Annotated in this window: 22 protein-coding genes and 1 tRNA gene; 17 read left to right on the forward strand and 6 right to left on the reverse strand. The window is 68.4% G+C overall.

What is annotated here, in order from left to right:
* The 7 genes from KBY66_RS10155 to KBY66_RS10185 form a co-directional block, all read left to right on the forward strand.
* Nucleotides 1-368, forward strand: a 368-nt coding sequence (locus KBY66_RS10155; protein WP_255089283.1) for a phycocyanin subunit alpha, incomplete at its 5' end; no start/stop codon positions are given.
* A gap of 233 nt (nucleotides 369-601) precedes the next feature.
* A complete protein-coding gene (locus KBY66_RS10160) occupies nucleotides 602-1,516 on the forward strand; it encodes a phycobilisome rod-core linker polypeptide (protein ID WP_255089393.1) in 915 nt (304 codons plus the stop codon).
* Between the two features lie 164 nt (nucleotides 1,517-1,680).
* Nucleotides 1,681-1,857 carry a hypothetical protein gene (locus KBY66_RS10165; protein WP_255089285.1) on the forward strand — a complete coding sequence of 59 codons (177 nt, stop codon included), beginning with the start codon at nucleotides 1,681-1,683 and terminating at the stop codon, nucleotides 1,855-1,857.
* A gap of 132 nt (nucleotides 1,858-1,989) precedes the next feature.
* Nucleotides 1,990-3,126, forward strand: a complete 1,137-nt coding sequence (locus KBY66_RS10170; protein ID WP_255089287.1) for an FAD-dependent oxidoreductase — start codon at nucleotides 1,990-1,992, stop codon at nucleotides 3,124-3,126.
* A gap of 202 nt (nucleotides 3,127-3,328) precedes the next feature.
* On the forward strand, nucleotides 3,329-4,186 hold the full coding sequence (locus tag KBY66_RS10175; protein ID WP_255089289.1) for a HEAT repeat domain-containing protein: 858 nt from the start codon (nucleotides 3,329-3,331) through the stop codon (nucleotides 4,184-4,186).
* Nucleotides 4,187-4,216: 30 nt separating this feature from the next.
* Nucleotides 4,217-4,855 (forward strand): HEAT repeat domain-containing protein, encoded by a 639-nt coding sequence (locus KBY66_RS10180; RefSeq protein WP_255089291.1) that lies wholly within the window; start codon nucleotides 4,217-4,219, stop codon nucleotides 4,853-4,855.
* A complete protein-coding gene (locus KBY66_RS10185) occupies nucleotides 4,852-5,337 on the forward strand; it encodes a low molecular weight protein-tyrosine-phosphatase (protein ID WP_255089292.1) in 486 nt (161 codons plus the stop codon). Before KBY66_RS10180 ends, KBY66_RS10185 begins: the two co-directional genes overlap by 4 nt.
* Here the strand turns inward: KBY66_RS10185 and KBY66_RS10190 are convergent.
* Complete coding sequence (locus KBY66_RS10190) at nucleotides 5,334-6,929, reverse strand: bifunctional pantoate--beta-alanine ligase/(d)CMP kinase (RefSeq protein ID WP_255089293.1); 1,596 nt, start codon at nucleotides 6,927-6,929, stop codon at nucleotides 5,334-5,336. The two genes, KBY66_RS10185 and KBY66_RS10190, sit on opposite strands and share 4 nt — an antisense overlap.
* A 45-nt stretch (nucleotides 6,930-6,974) precedes the next feature.
* The gene (locus tag KBY66_RS10195; RefSeq protein ID WP_255089294.1) at nucleotides 6,975-7,529 is read right to left on the reverse strand and encodes a septal ring lytic transglycosylase RlpA family protein; all 555 of its coding nucleotides are present in this window, start codon (nucleotides 7,527-7,529) and stop codon (nucleotides 6,975-6,977) included.
* Nucleotides 7,530-7,955: 426 nt separating this feature from the next.
* Here KBY66_RS10195 and purM point away from each other — a divergent pair, with 426 nt between their 5' ends.
* Nucleotides 7,956-9,035 carry a phosphoribosylformylglycinamidine cyclo-ligase gene (purM, locus tag KBY66_RS10200; RefSeq protein WP_255089296.1) on the forward strand — a complete coding sequence of 360 codons (1,080 nt, stop codon included), beginning with the start codon at nucleotides 7,956-7,958 and terminating at the stop codon, nucleotides 9,033-9,035.
* 71 nt (nucleotides 9,036-9,106) lie between these two features.
* Entirely contained in the window at nucleotides 9,107-9,772 is a 666-nt protein-coding gene (locus tag KBY66_RS10205) for a hypothetical protein (protein WP_255089298.1), read from the forward strand.
* A gap of 1 nt (nucleotide 9,773) precedes the next feature.
* Here KBY66_RS10205 and KBY66_RS10210 read toward each other — a convergent pair whose 3' ends face one another.
* Nucleotides 9,774-9,899 (reverse strand): hypothetical protein, encoded by a 126-nt coding sequence (locus tag KBY66_RS10210; protein ID WP_255089299.1) that lies wholly within the window; start codon nucleotides 9,897-9,899, stop codon nucleotides 9,774-9,776.
* A gap of 323 nt (nucleotides 9,900-10,222) precedes the next feature.
* On the opposite strand from KBY66_RS10210, the gene KBY66_RS10215 reads away from it, so the two are divergent.
* On the forward strand, nucleotides 10,223-10,732 hold the full coding sequence (locus tag KBY66_RS10215; RefSeq protein ID WP_255089301.1) for a hypothetical protein: 510 nt from the start codon (nucleotides 10,223-10,225) through the stop codon (nucleotides 10,730-10,732).
* Nucleotides 10,733-10,758: 26 nt separating this feature from the next.
* On the opposite strand, the gene KBY66_RS10220 is transcribed toward KBY66_RS10215, so the two are convergent.
* Nucleotides 10,759-10,829: transfer RNA gene (locus tag KBY66_RS10220), tRNA-Cys, on the reverse strand.
* 43 nt (nucleotides 10,830-10,872) lie between these two features.
* Here KBY66_RS10220 and KBY66_RS10225 point away from each other — a divergent pair.
* Both KBY66_RS10225 and KBY66_RS10230 read left to right on the forward strand, forming a co-directional pair.
* Nucleotides 10,873-12,117 (forward strand): lipid-A-disaccharide synthase-related protein, encoded by a 1,245-nt coding sequence (locus tag KBY66_RS10225; protein WP_255089302.1) that lies wholly within the window; start codon nucleotides 10,873-10,875, stop codon nucleotides 12,115-12,117.
* A gap of 27 nt (nucleotides 12,118-12,144) precedes the next feature.
* Nucleotides 12,145-12,402 carry a hypothetical protein gene (locus tag KBY66_RS10230; RefSeq protein WP_255089304.1) on the forward strand — a complete coding sequence of 86 codons (258 nt, stop codon included), beginning with the start codon at nucleotides 12,145-12,147 and terminating at the stop codon, nucleotides 12,400-12,402.
* A 63-nt stretch (nucleotides 12,403-12,465) separates the two neighbouring features.
* On the opposite strand, the gene KBY66_RS10235 is transcribed toward KBY66_RS10230, so the two are convergent.
* Complete coding sequence (locus KBY66_RS10235) at nucleotides 12,466-13,137, reverse strand: ribonuclease D (RefSeq protein WP_399225262.1); 672 nt, start codon at nucleotides 13,135-13,137, stop codon at nucleotides 12,466-12,468.
* Between the two features lie 52 nt (nucleotides 13,138-13,189).
* Between KBY66_RS10235 and KBY66_RS10240 the strand changes: the two genes are divergently transcribed.
* Nucleotides 13,190-13,744, forward strand: coding sequence for a cofactor assembly of complex C subunit B (locus KBY66_RS10240; RefSeq protein WP_255089306.1), 555 nt, complete (start codon nucleotides 13,190-13,192; stop codon nucleotides 13,742-13,744).
* Nucleotides 13,745-13,756: 12 nt separating this feature from the next.
* On the forward strand, nucleotides 13,757-14,671 hold the full coding sequence (locus KBY66_RS10245) for a dehydrogenase (RefSeq protein WP_255089307.1): 915 nt from the start codon (nucleotides 13,757-13,759) through the stop codon (nucleotides 14,669-14,671).
* Here KBY66_RS10245 and hemF read toward each other — a convergent pair.
* Nucleotides 14,598-15,656, reverse strand: a complete 1,059-nt coding sequence (gene hemF / locus KBY66_RS10250) for an oxygen-dependent coproporphyrinogen oxidase (protein ID WP_315855503.1) — start codon at nucleotides 15,654-15,656, stop codon at nucleotides 14,598-14,600. The genes KBY66_RS10245 and hemF overlap by 74 nt on opposite strands.
* Nucleotides 15,657-15,819: 163 nt before the next feature.
* Between hemF and KBY66_RS10255 the strand changes: the two genes are divergently transcribed.
* From KBY66_RS10255 to KBY66_RS10265, 3 genes are read left to right on the forward strand one after another with little or no spacing between them, the layout of a single operon-like run.
* A complete protein-coding gene (locus tag KBY66_RS10255) occupies nucleotides 15,820-16,902 on the forward strand; it encodes an Mrp/NBP35 family ATP-binding protein (RefSeq protein WP_255089308.1) in 1,083 nt (360 codons plus the stop codon).
* Between the two features lie 5 nt (nucleotides 16,903-16,907).
* On the forward strand, nucleotides 16,908-18,185 hold the full coding sequence (gene rodA, locus KBY66_RS10260; protein ID WP_255089309.1) for a rod shape-determining protein RodA: 1,278 nt from the start codon (nucleotides 16,908-16,910) through the stop codon (nucleotides 18,183-18,185).
* Complete coding sequence (locus KBY66_RS10265; RefSeq protein ID WP_255089310.1) at nucleotides 18,179-19,582, forward strand: sensor histidine kinase; 1,404 nt, start codon at nucleotides 18,179-18,181, stop codon at nucleotides 19,580-19,582. Before rodA ends, KBY66_RS10265 begins: the two co-directional genes overlap by 7 nt.
* The last annotated feature ends 94 nt before the right edge of the window (nucleotides 19,583-19,676 follow it).

Consider the following 19,676-nt stretch of genomic DNA (forward strand, 5'->3'; position numbering starts at 1 on the left):
CCAAGGCCCTCACCGCCAACGCTGACGCCCTCGTCAACGGCGCCGCCCAGGCCGTCTACAACAAGTTCCCCTACACCACCCAGCAGCAGGGCCCCAACTACGCCTCCACCCCGGAAGGCAAGGCCAAATGCTCCCGTGACATCGGCTACTACCTCCGGCACATCACCTACTCCCTGGTGGCTGGTGGCACCGGCCCCCTCGACGAGTACCTGATCGCCGGTCTCGATGAGATCAACCGCGCCTTCGAGCTCTCCCCCTCCTGGTATGTGGAAGCCCTGAAGTACATCAAGGCCAACCACGGTGTCTCCGGTGACCCCGGTGTGATCGCCAACAACTACATCGACTACGCCATCAACGCCCTCGTCTGAGCCCCTCGGGGAACCAGATCGCCGTTCGGCAGCCAGGGGCCCCATCAGGGGCCCTTTTTTGTGGCGCGCCCTGGTTGGCCATGGGCGGGAGATTGCTGGGCAATCACCTGAGCTTCCCCGCCATCACGAATCATGGATCTCAGGGAATCCTGACGAAGCTGCTGATTAGCGTGGATGCTCCACGGCTCCGCTGAGCGAGATCCGTGGCACGTTCCTTTCTCCACGCCCACCCCATGGCATTACTTCAAGCGCCTTATCTTGGCATTGAGCGATTCGCCAATGACCGTGACAAGGAAAACTGGGCCAATGCCTCTGAACAGGATAAAAACACCATCATTCGCTCCGTGTATCGCCAGGTACTCGGACAGCAGTATCTCATGGACAATGAACGGCTCAGCGGAGCCGAATCGCTGTTTCGGAACAACTACCTCACAGTCAGTGAACTTGTTCGCACGGTTGCAAAGAGTGGCCTGTATCGCTCGCGGTTCTTTGAGAACTGCAACGCATACCGTTTCATCGAGCTCAACCACAAGCATCTCCTTGGCAGGGCTCCCCAGAACAAAGCCGAGATGCTGCATCATTTCACCATTCTGCAGGACCAAGGCTACGACGCAGAAATCGATTCCTACATCGACAGCTCCGAGTACCAGAACCGCTTCGGCCCGGATGGAGTTCCCTATCTTCATGGCTGGGACTATTCGATCGGCCACGAGGGGCGCCAGTTCTCCTGGCTGATGCAACTCGCCCGGGGTGCCGGGGCCTCCGTGCGGGGTGATGCCGCCGGCAATCAGTTCCGGCTCGGCAATGCCCTTCATCAGGATCGTGCCGTGTCGGTGGTAGGTCCGAATGCTTCCGGAGGTTCCTTCCGCGCCAGGATTGGCTCAGGTTCGGGTGATGGAGACATCGGCACCCCCCGCCGCTCCCCTTCCCAAGCCCATCGCCAGGAGGGGCTCTGTGGTGCTTCCGGCAGCCGTGGCACCAGCGATGGAAGCCGGAGGATCGTGACGATCTCGGTGAGCGGACTGGCGTGCAACGACGTTGTCCGCAGCGCTGATTATGTGATGCGCGTGCCCTACACCCGCATGAATGAGGCCCTGCGGCGGGTCAACCGGATGGGTGGGACGGTAAGAAACGTCACAGTCAACTAACCCTCTGGCCGGTGTGATCAAACCATGGGGCAGGGCCTCCTGCTCCATGGTTCCCACCTTGGGACTGGGTCCAGTGGGATCAAGTCCCTCGCGATGGCGGCTCTCAAGGGACTTGCGACCCACCTGGCATCATTCCAACCACTCAAGGGGACGTAAACCACACCATGATCGTGGCCGCAGATCCAGGCAACGAAGCCAGTGGCAGCGAGGCTCCGGTGGCCGGGCAGCGCCGTTACGTGGCCTACCGCGCCCAGAAGGATCCGGCCCGCGGCATGCTCAGCCGGTTCCATGACAAGGAGTGGACCGAGGCCTACATCCACGGGGTGCTCTTCGACCTCTGAGGTTCAGCCGGGTTCGCTGGCAGCCCCCTCGCTCGCCCCTATGCCGTGATCACCGGGAAGGGCGGTGTCAACCCTGACGTTTGTTGACGTTTTGTTTCGTTACGGTTGATTTCCATCGGCTTCGCGACGCGCATGACTGCCGCTCCACCCCTGCGCATCGCCATCGCCGGCGCCGGCAGCTCGGGCATGCTCCTGGCCATCCTGTTGGAGCGCCAGGGCCACCAGGTCAGCCTGTTCGAGCGGGCGGCGGCCCCCCGCACCGAGGGCTGCGGGATTCTGCTGGTGAGCGCTGGTGTCCGGGCGGTGGCCGAGGCAGGTGTGCCCGGCCTTGCCGAGCGCCTGATCGCCGCCGGCCAGCCTGTGCGCAGCTATCACTTCCGCAACCTGCTGGGCGGCACGATCAATGTGGCGGAAGCGGACCAGGCCCCTCACGAATTGCCCAGCCTGTTGATCCACCGCACCGCCATCCTCGAAACCCTTTGGGGTGAGCTCGGTCCTGGCCTCTTCCATGGCGGTTGCGCCGTGGAATCCTGCCATCAAGACGGAGCTGGGGTGCGGCTGGGACTCGCCGATGGCCTTGGCTGGGAGGGTGATCTGTTGATCGGTGCCGATGGGATTTTCTCCCAGGCGGCAGCCGCGGCGGTGGCTCCCGAGCGGCACCTGAACTATCTGGGGGATCGGGTGTGGCGCGGCGTGGTGCCCGACGACGGGTTCTGCCAGGAAGGGGAGTTTTTCGTCTACGCCCGGGGCAGGGGCATCTATGCCAACTTCTTCCACCTGGGCCCTGACGCGGAAGGCGTCGCCCGCACCCACTGGGGGTTCTTCAACGAGGAGGAGTTGCCGGTGGATCGCGGCGAGCAGCGCCGTCTCCTGCAGGAGCCGATTCCAGCCGAAGCCCTCGCCAAGTTATCGGCCCAGGCCGCTGCCGTGATTGCCTCCACCCCGCCGGAGCGGGTGGTGGCCAACTGGTCCTTCGACCTCGATCCCTTGCCCCGCCTTGTCAAGGGCCGGATCGGGCTGATCGGCGATGCGGCCCATGCGATGAGTTCATCCCAGGCCCGGGGCATGACGGCGGGCCTGGAAGATGCGGTGTACCTCGCCCGGGCTCTCGCCAACACGCCGGGCGACCCGACGGAAGCCCTGCGGGTCTACGGCGCCGAGCGGCTGCCTGTGGTGCACGACTACCAGTTCCGCAGCCGCGAGGTGAGCAACAGGATCGGTCGAAGCCGCCGCCCCCACAATCAGCGCCCGGAGCCCGTGGCGGTCTGAGGGCGGCACGCCGCGATCATCGAGGTTCAACGTGGGAACCGCCGTGCAGCACGAACCGAGAGGCCCAGCATCTTGACCCGCGTCCATGGCGAATTGGCTCCAACGGATTTCGGTGGCTGCTGATTTGTCCTCCCTTCCTGCTGGCTGAGCGCCTCGGGGCCCTTTCGATGGCAGCATCGACACCACCTTGAGAACAGCGGCCATGGTCGTCGCCGGAGATCCAGCCAGCAGCCCCGTTGCGGGTGGAGCGCCGATCACGGAGGAGGAGGCCCTCGTCCGCCTGCGGCAGACGGACGACCAGTCGCTGCAGTACTACGCCGCCTGGTGGCTTGGCAAGATGCGCAGCCGCCACCCCGACACCCTTCCCTTGCTCTGTGCCGCCCTGGGCCAGCGACAGCCCCGTGAGCCGGCGGCGGGGGTGGAGCACAACGCCGTGGCCCGCAATGCGGCCCGCGCCCTCGGCAAACTGGGGGAAGCTTCTGCCGTGCCAGCCCTGCTCGCGGCCCTCGAAGACGAGGACGACGGCCTGCGGGAAGCGGCTGCCCGAGCCCTGGGAGATCTGGGGGCGGCTTCAGCGATCGCACCGCTCTGCAGAAGGCTGGCCAGCGGCCCTGCTGGAGCAGGAGCCCTAAGAACCGGCAACAGCCGGCTTGAGGAGCCCTGTGAGGCCATGCTGGAAGCCCTCGGGGAGATCGGCCAGGCCCACCCCGAGGTGATCGCGGTGATCAGGCCCTTCGTGGCCCACGAGCGCCCCCTGATCCGCAGTGCGGCCTGCCGGGCCCTGCTCCAGTTGACCGGGGATCCCCTCTGGGGCGACCAGCTGCTCGAACTGTTGGAGCATCCCCAGCTGCAGGTGCGCCGCGCCTCCCTGATGGATCTCGGCGCAGCAGGCTGGCGCCCGGCCCTGCAGCCCATCTGTCGCACCCTCGCCGAGAACAGTCTGAAGTTGATCGCCCTCAGGGGCCTGGTTGAAGCCAGAGCCAGCTGCGAGCAAGGCCACCCTGGAGACCCGGACCCATCCATCGCCGACATCCTGGCGGCGATGGATGATCTGCTCTGATCCCCCTGGCCGGCCCTTCGGCGATGCTTGATGGCCTCTCCTGATCACCCGGGCTTGCTGATCGAGGCTCTGCAGCGGGCCGACAGTCCCGAGCGCCTGCTGGAAGCCACAGAAAACCTGGCCGCGGCCTGCCATCCTGGCGCCGCCCTCGCCCTGGTGGAGGTTCTCGGTTTCAACAACCCCGGCGCCGCCGTCGCCGCCGTGGACGGGCTGATCGCGCTGGGGCCGCTGGCGGTGGAGCCGCTGCTCTCCAACCTGGATGGCCACAACTACGGCGCCCGGGCCTGGGCCGTGCGGGCCCTGGCCGGCATCGGCGATGTGCGGGGCGTTCAGGTGCTGGAGCGGGCGTTGGCCTCCGATATCGGCCCCAGCGTGCGGCGGGCCGCCGCCAGGGGCCTAGGTCGGATCAACCTGGAGCCCCTGGAGGCCAGCGAGCGGGTCGCCCTGCGGCTGCATTGCCTCGACGCCCTGCTGGCCGCCTGTGAAGACGCGGAGTGGGTGGTGCGCTATGCCGTGGCCGTTGGCCTGGAGACGCTGCTGAGCCAGCTGTCGGCACCTGCCGACCAACGGCAGCGCGGCCTCGCCGGGCTCAGCGGCCTCGCCGCCGCCAGCGAAGACACCCCGGTGGTGCGCCTGCGCGCCGCCCTGGCCCTCGAGAGGCTGGCATGAGCGCTCCCCAACGTCTGCTGTTCGTCTGCCTGGGCAACATCTGCCGTTCCCCCGCCGCCGAAGGGGTGTTCCTGCATCTGCTGGCCCAGCACGGGCTTGAGCACGCCTTCCAGGTGGATTCGGCCGGCACCGGCGGCTGGCACCGGGGCCAACCGGCCGATGTCCGCATGCGTGCCGCCGCCGCCCGCCGGGACATCACCCTGCCCAGCCGGGCCCGCCAGATCGAGACGGCGGATCTGCTCCGCTTCGATCGGATTCTCACCATGGACGACGAGAACCTGGCGGCCGTTCAAGCCCTGGCCAGGGGCGTGGAGCATCGGGCCAGGATCGAGCCGATCACCGGCTACTGCCCCCAGCTCCAGATCACCGCGGTGCCCGATCCCTACTACGGCGGCGCCAGGGGTTTCGAGCAGGTGCTGGATCTGCTGGAGCAGGCCTGCGCCGGCCTGCTGGCCCAGCTCCGACCCCCTGCCGAGCCTTAGCCAACGGGGCCTGGCTCCGGCCAGGCCTCCTCCGGGATGCGTTGGCGAAACAATCTCACCAGCTCAGCGATCACCGCCTCGACTCCCATGCCGTCGGTGACCAGCTCCACCGCATCGGGGGCCTGGAGCAGCGGTGCCACAGGCCGGGTCGAATCCAGGTGGTCCCGCTCGGCGATCTGGCCTTCCAGCTCGGCCAGCTCGGGAACCCCATAGCCCCGCTCGCGGAGGTCTTGGGCCCGCCGCCGGGCCCGCTCCGCCACCGTGGCGGTGAGAAACACCTTGAGATCAGCGTCAGGGAAAACAGCCGTGCCGATGTCGCGCCCTTCCGCCACCAGCCCACCCTTCTCACCCATCGCCTGCTGCTGGCGGGTCAGGGCCGCCCGCACACAGGCATGGGCCGCCACCGCCGACACCTGGGCCGTCACCGACGGATCGCGAATGGCCGCCGTCACGTCGTGGCCGTTGACATGCACCCGCAGCTCGCCAGCTCCGGCGTTCTCCAGGCTGAGGTCGAGACCAGCCAGCAGGGGTTCGATCGCGGCGGCATCGGCTGGATCCGCCCCCTGCCGCCGCACCCACCAGGTGACGGCCCGGTACATGGCCCCGGTATCGAGATAGATCAGCCCGAGCTGCCGGGCGAAGGCGCGGGTCACCGTGCTCTTGCCGGCGCCGGCCGGACCATCGATGGCAACGATTGGGGAGCGAGGCATCAGCACGATGTGGTCGATCAGGCGCGTGGAGCCGCAACGCACGGCCACCGCCAGCAGGGCGAGTCCGGATCCAGTCGGGAGCGTAGGCAGGGGCTGGAGGCTGAAGGGATGCACCAGCTCGGCGTACTCCACCAGCAGCCCAGCCTGCTCCAGCTCGCTCCGGAATGCCCTAAGCAAGGTTTCGAGAGGGCGTACTCCACCGGCCAACCAGGCCCGCGCCGAATCCAGGGCCGCTGGTAAGGCGGCCGCTTGGCGGCGTTCCTGGGCGGAGAGATAGCGGTTGCGGGAGCTGCCGGCCAGCCCATCGGCCTCCCGCCAGGTCCGGCAGCCCCGCACCTCAACAGGCAAGCCCAGATCGGCCACCAACCGGCGAAGGATCACCAGTTGCTGCCAATCCTTCTCGCCGAGTAGCAGGCAGTCGGGGCGGATCAGGCCCAGCAGGCGGGCCACCACGGTGGCCACCCCCTCGAAATGGCCAGGACGATGGCGCCCGCAGAGGGCATGGACCAGGGCCGGAGGCGGGATCACCCGGGTGAGCTCGGCATCCCCCCCCGGGAACAGCTCCTGCTCGCTCGGGGCGAACAGGGCATCGGCTCCAGCCGCTTCGGCCAGGCGGCAGTCGGCGTCCTCATCCCTGGGGTAGGTCTGGAAGTCTTCCTGCGGGCCGAACTGAAGGCGGTTGACGAACAGGCTGACCAGAACCCGGGGACGGATCGGTTCAGCTGTGGAGCCAGGAGTGGTGGGCTGGTGGGCCCGCTCAATCAAACCGAGATGGCCGGGATGGAGCGCCCCCATGGTGGGGACGTAATGCAGGGGCCGTGGACGTCGTCCGACAGCCCCGCACCAGCGTTGCAGCTCACAGCAGGTTCTCAGCAGCAGCACAGGCGGAAAGGAACGGAGCCGATCCTGCACATTGCCGCAGGGAACCTACTGGAGAACCTCAAGGCGAACCTGGGCGATACCGCTGGCGGTCAGGCCCAACCGCTGGGCGGCGCCATGGGCCAGATCGATGATGCGGTTGCCGTGGAACGGCCCTCGATCGTTGATGCGGACCTCGGTGCTGCGGCCATTCCAGAGATTGGTCACCCTGACCTTGGTCCCGAAGGGCAAGGTGCGATGGGCGGCAGTGAGGGTGCCGGGGCGGAACACTTCGCCGTTGGCGGTGCGATTGCCGAAGAAGCCGGGTCCATACCAGCTGGCTTCACCGCTGCTCACCTGCTTGACCCGGCGAGGCTGGGGCACAGGAGCGATCGGTTGGGGGACCACCTGGCGAGGCTGGGGAACCAGGTCGAGCTCAGGCTGAACCTCCCGGATGGCGACATCGCCTTTGAGCTCAGGAGCCGGATCGGTGGTCTCAGCCTCCCTGACCATGGCGATCAAGGGGCTGGAGGCGGACTGGCCGGGATCCGCGAAGGCCGGGATGGCCAGGCCGCTGGCAGAGAGCAGGAGCGCAAGGGCTCCGAGGGAAAATGTGGAGGGCATAACAAGCGGAACGCGCTGTCAACAACAGCAACGACTGAAGAATCAGAGGTCCAGCAACGATCAATTCCTCCCAATTGGAAAGCGGGGGAGAAGTCAACCGAAGAATGGAGTTCCTGGCAAAAACAACGACGAGTGGAACTTAACGGCATTGCTGAGATCCAGGACGCCGCAAATCCGATGGACCTGATGATCAGAAATCGTCATCAGCGCCGAGATCGCCCGCGAGCACTGGGCTCAGCCAGCCCGGCAATCGTCACCGCCCATCAGCGAATCGGATGCAAGGCATCAGCAGGCCTGATGGAGTTGAGTACCAATTTCAAAGTCGTCCACTGCCGAAGCGGATTTTTTCCTGCCGCCGCGCTGGACCGTGCCGCCTCTCACCGGAGCATCACCGCGTCGCAGAGTGGTTACCACGCACCTGAAGCCATGGACTACCGCACAGCAGGAGTGGATGTGGTCGCCGGCCGGGCCTTTATCGAGCGGATCCGCGCCAGTGTCGAGTCCACCCGCCGCCCCGAGGTGCTGGGCGGCCTGGGGGGATTCGGTGGCCTCTGCCGCCTGCCGGCCGGCCTGCGCAAACCCCTGCTGGTGGCGGGAACCGATGGGGTGGGAACCAAGCTGGAGCTGGCCCAGGCCCATGGCCGCCACCATGCGGTGGGCATCGACCTGGTGGCGATGTGCGTCAACGACGTGATCACCAGTGGCGCCGATCCCCTCTTCTTCCTCGACTACATCGCCACCGGCAAGCTCACGCCGGCCGCCATGGCCGCCGTGGTGGAGGGGATCGCCGAGGGCTGCCGCCTGAGCGGGTGCGCCCTGCTGGGGGGCGAAACGGCGGAGATGCCGGGGTTCTACGCGCCGGGGCGCTACGACCTGGCCGGCTTCTGCGTGGCGGTCGTGGAAGAAGACGAGATCATCGACGGCCGCAGGGTGCGCCCCGGCAATCCCATCCTGGCTCTGGCCAGCAGCGGCGTCCACAGCAACGGCTTCAGCCTGGTGCGCCGCATTCTCGAAACCACCGCAGTTTCACCGGCCTGCACCCTGCCCGGCGGCAGCGAAACGGTGATCGATGCCCTGCTGCGCCCCACCCGCCTCTATGGAGCCGTGGTGAAAGCCCTCAGGGGCGCAGGGATTCCCCTGCATGCCATGGCCCACATCACCGGCGGCGGCCTGCCGGAGAACCTGCCCCGCTGCCTGCCGGAGGGTCTGCACGGCCGCATCGATCCCACCAGCTGGGAGCGGCCCGCCCTGTTTCGGTGGCTCCAGGAGCAGGGCGCGGTGCCCGAGGAGGATCTCTGGAACACCTTCAATCTCGGCGTGGGCTACTGCCTCGTGGTGCCTGAGGAAGCGCAGGACCCCGCCATCGCCGTCTGCGCCGAACTGGGTGTGAGCGCCTGGCGCCTGGGGGTGGTCGAGGCGGGGCCCGGCCCATCTGGGGGCCTGGAGGGCTTGCCCCACGCAGCCTCCCGGGCGCCAGCCACGGAGAGTCCTGCTGACGGTGGATGATGGGTTGAAGACCATGGGGTGCGGTTGTGCCCTGGTTGACCGTCCATGACTGGCTGGAGAACTGATATCCGATGACATCAACCAATGGACGCCTGATCCGGCGGCGAAGCTCCGCAGGCCCCTTGCCGCCCAATCCCCCCCGCCGGCCGCGGGAGGCCACCACCCCAACCAATCACCCCGCCCGCGCCACCTTCCTGGCCCTCCGGGACCACGGCAAGGTGTACGTGTCCGACCTGCCCCGCCTCTCCCAGGGCCAGCTCAACCTGATGGGCCAGGAGGCCCGCGAGGTGCTCGACAGCCTGACCCGGCGTCTGCAGGAGCTGGAGCAGCAGATCGGCCTTTCCCCCCTGGAGCAGGAAACCCGGATCCGGGCCACCACCAAACGGGATGTCACCGAGCGGTTCATCCGCGCGATCGAGGAGGAGCAGGAGCAACGACGCAACAACCCGGCCCTGCGGGCCGAGGCCGGCGAATCGATCGCCCGCACCTTTCTGGCCCTGGCCCGTCACCGGCTGCCCGGCACCACCTTCGATGCGCTGATGCAGGAAACCCTCGCCACCTGTGGCGACCGTGGCGAGGCCGGCCTTGACAACGGCGATGGGGAGGGCGACAGCGCCAGCGAGCCGATCCGACCGATCGCCCCACCGCCAAGACCGGCGCTGGTCAACCTGCCACGGCCCGCCTCCCTGCCAGTCGTGCTGAGCCCCGATCCCTCACCGCCACGGGCGGTGGGCTAACTCAAGCGGCCTGAAACGGATTGGCCGGCATCCGCTCGGGCTGGTACCCCCAGAGAAACTGATTGCCCCAGGCCCAGGTGCCCACGCCGATCGAGGGTTGGTCCGCATCAGGCAGCGGCTTAGGCATGGAAGGGTCAGGAATGGGAACAAGAGCAGCAGCCACCACACCGCACCGGCCGGCCGTTCATGGCCATGATCATCGTTTCCGCTCTCCAACCCCCTGAATCCGCCCTCGCCTGCCGCCGGGCCCCAGCCGGAAGCCATCAGCCCTCGCCAGCCGGCCGTCGTTGCGCCTGGGCCAGCCGCCGAAGCGGTGCTCTGCCAGCACTGCGGCCGGAGTGCCACCAATGGGCGTCGTTGCCAGGGTTTCTGCGTGGCCGACGCCGACGCCTGAACCGGGACTCACCCACAGTGGATGACAGCTGCACCCATCGCCAGGTGGTTGGTTCCTTGCTTCCATCCCGTCTGCAGATCCACTTGCTGAGCCTGCTGGTCGGAGGCCTGGCGGCTGCCTCAGCTTCCCTCGCCCAGCCGCGAGCCACCCCGACCGACACGATCGGCCGATTGCAGAGCGTGGCCCGGAGCTGCAGCAGCAACCTGGCGGCAGCGGCCCAGGCTCCCTGCACATCGGTTCAATTCGAGCAACAGGACGGCCTGTTGAACGTTCGCTTCATCAGCCCCGGCCAACGGGGCGGGGAGAGCGACCAACTCAGCTTCGTGGGAACGCTGCAGCCGGGCAGCGTTCCGATGGCATGCCAACAGGGCCGCTGCCAGTTCCAGGGGGCGATCAGCACCGCGATCGCCAGTGTGAGTGAGCGGAGCTTCGACAGCCGCGGCCTGGTCAAGGCCTTGCCGAAAGCCTGGCCGGCCAACGGCAGCTGCCGGATCGATCAACGCCAAGTGCGCTGCGAGGCCAAGGCCCTCAGCCGCGAACTCTGGAGCGCCACAGCCACGTTCTGACCTCCGGGCAGCGACCATCAAAAAAGAGGCGGCACCCAGATTCGAACTGGGGGTAAAGGATTTGCAATCCTCTGCCTTACCACTTGGCCATGCCGCCAGTCGGGAGCAAACTCCCAGAACCGGATCGTATCAGCCATGGCATGCCCTCCCGTCTGCTGGTCCTGAGCAACGGCCACGGGGAGGATCTGATCGCCCTGCGGGTGATTAGGGCCCTGCGACTCCGCCAACCCCGGCTCGCCGTGGCGGTTCTGCCCCTGGTGGGCGAGGGGCTGGGCTTCTGCGAGGCTGAAACGAACGGAGAGCTGGAGCGGATCGGTCCAAGGCGGGAGCTGCCCAGCGGCGGTTTCAGCAACCAGAGCCTGACGGGGTTGCTGGGGGACCTCTCAGCAGGACTGCCGCTGATCAGCTGGCAGCAGCTCCGGATCGTGCGCCGCTGGGGCCGCCGGGGCCTGCCGGTGCTGGCGATCGGCGACCTGCTCCCCCTTCTGCTGGCCTGGGCCAGCGGTGCCCCCTATGGCTTCATCGGCACCCCGAAAAGCGATTACACCTGGCGGAGTGGGCCGGGCCGCGATCGAGTCGCCGATGGCTATCACCGCTGCAAGGGAAGCGAATGGGACCCGTGGGAGTGGCTTCTGATGCGCCAGCGGCGTTGCCGCCTGGTGGCGGTGCGGGACGCCCTCACGGCCCGGGGGCTGCGTCGCCATGGCGTGCGGGCCCTGGCACCGGGAAACCCGATGATGGATGGCCTCGATGCGCTGCCGCTGCCAGCGGCCCTGGCCCACCGCCGACGGTTGGTGCTGCTCTGCGGCAGCAGGATGCCTGAAGCCCTCACCAACCTGCGGCGGCTGCTGGAGGCCCTCCACACGCTCCGCCCAAGGGGGGAGCCGCTGGTGGTGCTCTGTCCCACCGGCTCCAGGCCCACGGCCGGCCAACTCGAACCGCTGTTGCGAGCCAAGCACTTCACCCCGGCCACCCCTCCCGAGGGCTGCGGCGCCACCAGCGCCTGGCAGCGCGGCAGCCTGTCGCTGCTGATCGGCAACGGTGCCTTTCGCCGCTGGGCGGCCTGGGGGGAGGTGGGGCTGGCCACGGCCGGCACCGCCACCGAACAACTGGTGGGGCTGGGCATTCCGGCCCTTTCCCTGCCGGGTCCCGGGCCCCAGTTCAAGGCAGGGTTCGCCCGGCGCCAGAGCCGGCTGCTGGGTGGGGCGGTGCGGGTCTGCCCCGCCCCGGAGGCCCTCGCCGCAGCGCTGGGCGACCTGCTGGCCAACCGCAGCGAGTGCGGGGCCCTGGCGCGGATCGGCCGGCGAAGAATGGGGGCAGCCGGGGGCAGCGAGCGACTGGCCGCCCTTCTGGAGAAGGATCTGCTCGGCCAGGGGCAAGGATGATGAACCAACCTCCCCGTCACCCCGCCGATGCCCGCCCCCACTGACCGGGCCTACGCCGCCGTCACCGGAAGCCTGGCCAGCCTGCTGGGCATCAGCATCGCCTCGGCGCGCCGACGGGTGGATCAGCAGGCCGCCCGGGAGGAGGTCCGCGATGCCGGCGGGCGGGTGGCCATCGCCGAGCGGATGATCGAGCTGGCGCGGGGCTCCACCCAGGAGCAAACCCGATTGCTGGATTCGCTGCTCACCGCCGAAAGCGACGAGGCGAATTACCTCGACGAAGACTGAGCCGACGAAGTCCGACTCCACGACGACCGAGCCATCGCGGCGCCCTCCCCGGGCACCCCGACTTCAGTGCTCGAAAACCGAGCCGAAGCGGCGGCGATCCAGTTCGGAGAACACGGGGATGCAGGCGAAGCAGCGGCGGGCCAGCTCAAGCCGTTCTTCCCGCTCCAGGATCGTGGTCAAGCGCTCGTAGGCCGGCAGCAGGTAGCGCACGTCGTTGGCGGCATACAGCAGCTGCGCTTCGCCCAGATCCTCGACCCGGCCCCAGTCGCTGCTCTGGGCCTGCTTGTCGAGCTCCACCCCCACCAGTTCCTGCACCACCTCCTTGAGCCCGTGCCGGGAGCTGTAGGTGCGGGCCAGGCGGCTGGCCACCTTGGTGCAGAACAGCGGCTGCACGGCGATCCCCAGGCCCTCACCCAGGGCCGCCACATCGAAGCGGGCGAAGTGGAACACCTTCTCGATCGCGGGGTTCTCCAGCAGCTGCTGGAGCAGCGGGGCGGCGCTCTGGCCCCGGGCGATGCGGATGCAGCAGACGTTGTCGAGGCCGTCGGCGATCTGGACCAGGCAGAGGCGATCCCGCCCATGCACCAGCCCCATCGCCTCCGTGTCCACCGCCAGGGCCGGAGCCGCCGAGAGCAAGGCCAGCCACTCCGGATCGAGGTCACCGTCAAACAGCGCAAAGCGAACAGGAGCGGTGGCAGAGGCTTGGGCCATGGACGGGGCAGCAACGGCTGCCATCGTCGCCTCCAGCTCGGCCAGGGTGAGAATGGCCGCACCTGCAGCTCCCGCCATGCCCCTCACCCTGGGCTCCACCCTGCTCCTCACCCTTCTGATGACCGTGGGGCTGGTGTTTTTCCTGCGGGCAGCCAGCAAGGACCGCACCACCGTCGTCGACGTGCATTCCCCCCAGCCCGCCCTCGACGTGCTCGAAGGCCTCAGCCAGTGGCTGCTGCAACGGGGCTGGCAAGCCGAGGCGGGCGACCCGGAGCGGCGCCTGCTGCGGTTCCGCGGCCGGGTGGCCTCTAGCCTGCACCTCGCCCTGCTGTTGTCGCTGCTTGGTGGCGTGGGCGGCGCCTGTCTTGGCCTGGTGCTCCGGCAACTCTCCACCGGCCTGGGCTGGTGGCCGCTGCTGCTTACCCTGCTCGGTCCCGTGGCGGGCTGGGTCTACCGGCGCCGGGCCGCTCGCCAGGAGGAGGTGGAACTCCGCCTGATCAGCGAGGACGAGGCGCCCTGCAGCAGCCTGCGCCTACGGGCCCACCGGGATGAGCTGATCGCCCTGGAACAGGAGCTGGCCCCCCGGCTCCAGCTCTCCAGTGACGGCTCCCTGCTCAGCTCACCGATCTGAGGAATGTCCACGATGCGCCCACCCGTCCGCTCTGCCCTTCTGCTCGCGGCCCTGTTCAGCGCCGGCGGCGGAAGTTCTGCCCTCGCCAATGAGATCGCTCCTCGATCGGGCACCAGCCTGGCCAGCGGCGCGGCCGGAGCCGCCTCCCTGGGAGCCCCGCCCGCCACGAACGACTACGACCCCCTCACCGGCCCGCGCAGCCGGCTTGCCAAGGACTGGATCGGCCTGCGGGCCCTGTCGGCCGACACCCCCATCCTGGTGATGGCCGGCCACGCCGATTCCCAGAACATCGGCGGATCGGGCACCCATGGAGCCGCCGTCGCCCTGGCCCGGGACAGCCCGATGTTCCCGGGCATCACCGACGAGCTCTACTGGAACATCGTGATCGCCCAGGCGGTGGTGCAACTCGGTCAGCAGCGGGGGCTGCAGATTCGCTACCACGAACCGCCGTTCCGCACCATCGTCAACGGGGATGCCCCCGGAACGAACTGGAGTGCGGGCCGTGAGCACAGCGCAATCGGCGGCTACGCCCTGGAGATCCACTTCGACGCCTACGGCCCGGACGGCATCGGCTCAGGACTGATCCCGGCGATCAACCAGCCGTTCAGCCGCCTCGACGAAAGCCTGGCGGCGGCCTTCGGCGCCTACCCGATGGCCTTCCGCGGCGGGCTCGGTGGACCGAAGCGAGGCATCGCCCTGCTGGAGATCGGCAAGCTGGAAGGGACGCTCGAGGCGAATCTGAGGGATCCGGCCCGCCGTCCGGCCACGGTGCAGGCGATTGCCGAGCGGGTGGTCGTCGCCCTTCAGCAAGGGCTTGGCCAGCCGGCGTTGGACGCTCCGGGGCTCACCCAGCTCAATCCACCGCCAGGTGGGGTTGGCAGCGCTCCTCCAGGGAGGGGTCGGTCAGCCAGTCCTGGGGCCTGGTGAACACCTCCGTGAGCAGGGCCTCACGGCTGCCGGGCTCCGGGGTGTAGCCATACTCCCAGCGCACCAGCGGCGGCAGCGACATCAGAATGGATTCCGTGCGCCCGTTGGTCTGCAGACCGAAGATCGTGCCGCGATCGAACACGAGGTTGAACTCCACGTAGCGGCCGCGGCGATAGAGCTGGAACTGGCGCTCCCGCTCGCCATAGGGGGTGTCGTGGCGCTTGGTCACGATCGGCGCGTAGCTGGGCAGGAAGCCATGCCCACAGGCCTGGGCCAGTTGAAACAACTGCTCCCAGCTCTGCTGTTGCGCGCCGGCGGTGGCGGCGCGTTCAGCGGCGGGACCCGCCGGGTCCTGGCCCTTGTAAAGGGTGCCGGCCGGATCCTGGTAGTCGTAGAAGATGCCGCCGATGCCGCGGGTTTCGCCGCGGTGCTTCAGGAAGAAGTAGTCGTCGCACCAGGCCTTGAACACCGGGTAGTAGGCGGGATTGACGCTGTCGCAGGCGCCCTTCAAGGTGCGATGGAAGTGAATGGCATCGGAGAGGAACGGATAGAAGGGGGTCAGGTCGGCCCCGCCTCCGAACCACCAGACCGGGCCCGCTTCGAAGTAGCGGTAGTTGAGATGCACCGTGGGCACGTAGGGGTTGCGGGGGTGCAACACCATCGAGGTCCCGGTGGCAAACCAGGCCTGCCCCTCCGCCTCGGGCCGCTGGCTGAGGATGGAGGGGGGGAGGCGGTCGCCCTCCACCTCGGAGAAGTTCACGCCTCCCTGCTCGAAGACGCGGCCGGCCGTCATCACCCGGGAGCGGCCGCCGCCGCCCTCCGCCCGCTCCCAGCTCTCCTCCTGGAAGGTGGCTTCGCCATCGAGGGCCTCGAGACCGGCGCAGATGCTGTCCTGCAGACCCATCAGCAGGCCCCTGGCCCGGGCCCTTGAATCGGATGGCGGTGCCGCGAGGGCCGTCGGATTCGCTTCGATCTGCTGGGCCACGCCGTTCTGCCTCCCTGGTTGTTCCGCCACTCAACAGCAAGCCCCGGCTGGGGCGTTGAAATCCTGCCCACCTTTCCAGGTCGCCGCCCCCCTCCACAATCTTTCGAGAGCCTCTGTCACGGGCACGCCGCCTAGGATCAACTTTCGAATGACTGCCGATGGGATGGCCACCGCTGATCAAGCGCTCGAGGCCTTGAAGCCTCTCTGTGACGCGGGAAGTGGCCGTACCCTCCTGGACCTGGCCTGGATCAGCCAGGTGCGGATCCAGGCCAACCGGGCCGTGTTCCGCCTCGCCCTGCCCGGTTATGCCACCAGCCAGCGGGAACGGATCGCCGCCGATGCCCGCGCCGCCCTGCTGGGTCTTGAGGGGATCGAGGACGTGCAGGTTGAGCTGTCCCAACCCGAACCAGCCGATTCCGGCCACAGCCATGGCCCCGCCGCCGGCTCCTTGCCGGCCCAGAAGGGCATCCCCGGCGTCAAGCGGGTGATCGCCGTGAGCAGTGGCAAGGGGGGGGTGGGCAAGAGCACCGTGGCGGTGAACCTGGCCTGCGCCATGGCTCGCCAGGGCCTGAAGGTGGGCCTGCTCGACGCCGACATCTACGGGCCCAACGTTCCCACCATGCTGGGGGTGGCCGATCGCACCCCACAGGTGCGCGGCAGCGGCGAGCAGCAGATTCTCACGCCGATCGAGGTCTGCGGCGTTGCGATGGTGTCGATGGGGCTGCTGATTCAGGAGAACCAGCCGGTGGTCTGGCGGGGGCCGATGCTGAACGGCATCATCCGCCAGTTTCTGTACCAGGTGGAGTGGGGCGAGCGCGATGTGCTCGTGGTTGACCTGCCGCCCGGCACCGGCGATGCCCAGCTCACCCTCGCCCAGGCCGTTCCGATGGCCGGCGTGGTGATCGTCACCACACCTCAGAAGGTGTCGCTCCAGGATGCCAGGCGGGGCCTGGCGATGTTTCTGCAGATGGGGGTGACCGTGCTCGGGGTGATCGAGAACATGAGCGTGTTCATCCCCCCCGATCGGCCCGAGGCGCGCTACGCCATTTTCGGCTCCGGTGGCGGCGCCGAACTGGCGGCCGAGGCCGATGTGCCGCTGCTGGCCCAGCTGCCCCTGGAGATGGGGGTGGTCGAGGGGGGTGACCGGGGCCTGCCGGTGGTGGTGGCCCAGCCGGAATCCCCCACGGCCCAGGCCTTCCTGGCGCTGGCCGACGCACTTCTGCTGCCGAGCCTGAGCCCCGCCTGAACGCCATGGCCACACTGAGCGGGCGGAGGCGGGGCGTGCTCACCAAAGCGCGCCCGGCCCGGCGCCACCTGCTGCACGGCGTGGACCTGGTTCTCTGGGGCATCCCCCTGGCGATGACCTTTCTGGCCGGGATCCTGATCGCCAGCACCCAGCGCCAGGCCGATTACGCCGACTGGTACCAGCACTGGATCACCGGAATGGTGGGGTTGGGCCTGGCCCTGCTGCTGGCCAGGCTGCCCCTGCAGCGCCTCAACGCCCTGCTGCTGCCGCTCTATGGCCTCACCGTGGCCAGCCTGATCAGCGTGCGCTTCATCGGCACCTACGCCCTCGGTGCCCAGCGCTGGGTGAACATCGCCGGCTTTCACGTCCAGCCGTCGGAGTTTGCCAAGCTCGGCGCCATCCTGCTGCTGGCGGGCGTTCTGTCCCGCTATCCCATCGAGCGGCCCGTCGACCTGATCAGGCCGACGGGGGTGTTCCTGGTCCCCTGGGTGCTGGTGTTCATCGAGCCCAACCTGGGCACCTCCCTGGTCTTCGGCGCCGTGCTGCTGGTGATGCTGTTCTGGGCCGGCATGCCCCTGGCCTGGGTGGTCCTGCTGCTCTCGCCGCTGGCCTCGGCGATCCTGGCCGGCACCGTTCCATGGGCGCTGCTGGTGTTGATTCCGCTGATCGGCGTGCTCGCCTACCGCTCCCTGCCCTGGAAACGCACCGGCCTGGCCATCGTGCTGGCGGTCCAGGGCCTGGCCTCCGTGCTCACCCCCTACCTCTGGCAGCACGGCCTGAAGGCCTATCAGCGCGACCGGCTGGTGATGTTTCTCGACCCCTCCAAGGATCCGCTCGGTGGGGGCTATCACCTCCTGCAAAGCAAGATCGGGATCGGATCCGGCGAGCTGTGGGGGACCGGCTTGATGCACGGACAGCTGACCAAGCTTCGGTTCATCCCCGAGCAGCACACCGATTTCATCTTCAGCGCCCTCGGGGAGGAAACGGGCTTCATCGGTTCGATGCTGGTGGTGATCGGCTTCGTCGCGCTGATGTGGCGGCTGCTGCAGATCGCCGGCAAGGCCCGCTCCGACTTCGAGTCCCTGGTGGTGGTGGGCATCGGCGCCATGGTGATGTTCCAGGTGGTGGTCAACATCTTCATGACGATCGGGCTGGGTCCCGTCACCGGCATCCCCCTGCCCTGGATGAGCTATGGCCGTTCCTCCATGCTGGTGAACTTCATCGCCCTCGGCCTCTGCGCCTCGGTTCATCGGCGCAGCCGCTCCAGCCAGGGGGGGTGGTGAGCGGCACGACCCTGCATCAGCTGAGGCAGCAGCTGGCCGAGGGGGTCCCCCCAGGACGGGGAGACGAAGACAGCGTTCGGCGCCAGTGGTGGGCGGCCCTCGCCACCCTCCAGGAAGACTTCCTGCTGCCGCTCCAACCGCTCACGGGGGTATGGATCGCCTCGCCCCTGCCGGCTCTCTACGAACCCGAGCTGTTGCGGCAACTGCAAGGGTGGGTGTGGACACCGGCCGAGGTCGGCACTTTGCTGGAGCATCCAGCTCCGCTGCTGCCCGGAGGCCTCGGTGGCACCGCCAGGCCCGCCGCGGCAAGCCCCTCCCATTTCGAGCGGCTGATCCTCGAGCCGGACGACGGCACCGATCCGTTCCTGCTGCTGTTCACGCCCCAGCTCCAGCTCGCCATGGCCCTGGAAGGGGAGCCCCAGCGGCGGCGCTTGGTCCTGCGCTTCGACCCCGCCACCCTGACGGAAGCCCTGCGGCTGGTCGATGAACGCCTGCAGAGCCGCAGTCCCGAGGCGGCCAGGCGCCTGCGTGGCGCCCTGCAGGGGTTGGGGGCGTTGCGCAGTGAGGAGAAGACGGCCCTGACCTTCTGGCCCCGGCTGGGGGAACGGCTGGCGGCGATGGCGCCCAGCGTCACCCTGCAGCCGGTGGTCCGGGCTGACACACGCCGGGATGGGGAGCGGGAGGCCGAGCCCAGCAGCGAACAGGCCCGGGGGGAACTGGCCCTGCTCGAAGCGCTCACCCATGAGGTGCGCACGCCGTTGGCCACGATCCGGACCCTGATTCGCCTGCTGTTGCGCCGCAGTGACTTGCCCGAGGCGGTGCGGCAACGGCTGGAGCAGATCGACGGTGAATGCAGCGAACAGATCGACCGGTTCGGTCTGATCTTCCATGCCGCCGAACTGCAGCGGCGGCCCCGCCCCCGCCAGGACCTGGCCCGCACCGATCTCGCCGCGCTGCTGTCCCAGCTCCAGCCCCTCTGGGAGCGGCAGCTGGGGCGACGGGGCCTGCTTCTGCGCCTGGAGATCGAACCCCAGTTACCGCCGGTGATGAGCGATCCCAGCTTGCTGGAAACCATGCTCGGCGGATTGATCGATCGGTTCACCCGCAGCCTCCCCTCCGGAGCTGCCGTGTTGATCCGCCTGCAGCCCGCCGGGTCGCGGCTGAAACTGCAGCTCAGCTGTGTCGACCCTCCCAACGAAGAGGTCGCCGCCCAACCCGCCCAGGCCGCCGTGGGGCCGGTGCTGAGCTGGGATCCGCTGACCGGAAGCCTTCAGCTCAGCCATCGCGCCACCCAGCGGCTCTTCCACAGCCTGGGTGGCCGCCTGACCGAGCGGGCCGGGCAGGGCCTCACGGTGTTCTTCCCGCTGGCCAGTGCCACGGCCTGGCCCGAGGCCTGAGGCTGAGGCCAAACTCCGATGCCCTGGTTTGTTGACGGGTGTGAAGAGAGGGCGGATGCGCCGAAAAGCCCAGGAATCACGGTGCTAACTTCCA

It is taken from the genome of Synechococcus sp. Tobar12-5m-g (genome assembly GCF_024345415.1).
Lineage (GTDB): Bacteria > Cyanobacteriota > Cyanobacteriia > PCC-6307 > Cyanobiaceae > Regnicoccus.

Coding starts and splice junctions, on each gene's coding strand:
- KBY66_RS10160 (WP_255089393.1), top strand. CDS start 602: ATGGCATTACTTCAAGCGCCTTATCTTGGCATTGAGCGATTCGCCAAT.
- KBY66_RS10165 (WP_255089285.1), top strand. CDS start 1,681: ATGATCGTGGCCGCAGATCCAGGCAACGAAGCCAGTGGCAGCGAGGCT.
- KBY66_RS10170 (WP_255089287.1), top strand. CDS start 1,990: ATGACTGCCGCTCCACCCCTGCGCATCGCCATCGCCGGCGCCGGCAGC.
- KBY66_RS10175 (WP_255089289.1), top strand. CDS start 3,329: ATGGTCGTCGCCGGAGATCCAGCCAGCAGCCCCGTTGCGGGTGGAGCG.
- KBY66_RS10180 (WP_255089291.1), top strand. CDS start 4,217: ATGGCCTCTCCTGATCACCCGGGCTTGCTGATCGAGGCTCTGCAGCGG.
- KBY66_RS10185 (WP_255089292.1), top strand. CDS start 4,852: ATGAGCGCTCCCCAACGTCTGCTGTTCGTCTGCCTGGGCAACATCTGC.
- KBY66_RS10195 (WP_255089294.1), bottom strand. CDS start 7,529: ATGCCCTCCACATTTTCCCTCGGAGCCCTTGCGCTCCTGCTCTCTGCC.
- purM (WP_255089296.1), top strand. CDS start 7,956: ATGGACTACCGCACAGCAGGAGTGGATGTGGTCGCCGGCCGGGCCTTT.
- KBY66_RS10205 (WP_255089298.1), top strand. CDS start 9,107: ATGACATCAACCAATGGACGCCTGATCCGGCGGCGAAGCTCCGCAGGC.
- KBY66_RS10210 (WP_255089299.1), bottom strand. CDS start 9,899: ATGCCTAAGCCGCTGCCTGATGCGGACCAACCCTCGATCGGCGTGGGC.
- KBY66_RS10225 (WP_255089302.1), top strand. CDS start 10,873: ATGCCCTCCCGTCTGCTGGTCCTGAGCAACGGCCACGGGGAGGATCTG.
- KBY66_RS10230 (WP_255089304.1), top strand. CDS start 12,145: ATGCCCGCCCCCACTGACCGGGCCTACGCCGCCGTCACCGGAAGCCTG.
- KBY66_RS10235 (WP_399225262.1), bottom strand. CDS start 13,137: ATGGCAGCCGTTGCTGCCCCGTCCATGGCCCAAGCCTCTGCCACCGCT.
- KBY66_RS10240 (WP_255089306.1), top strand. CDS start 13,190: ATGCCCCTCACCCTGGGCTCCACCCTGCTCCTCACCCTTCTGATGACC.
- KBY66_RS10245 (WP_255089307.1), top strand. CDS start 13,757: ATGCGCCCACCCGTCCGCTCTGCCCTTCTGCTCGCGGCCCTGTTCAGC.
- KBY66_RS10255 (WP_255089308.1), top strand. CDS start 15,820: ATGGCCACCGCTGATCAAGCGCTCGAGGCCTTGAAGCCTCTCTGTGAC.
- rodA (WP_255089309.1), top strand. CDS start 16,908: ATGGCCACACTGAGCGGGCGGAGGCGGGGCGTGCTCACCAAAGCGCGC.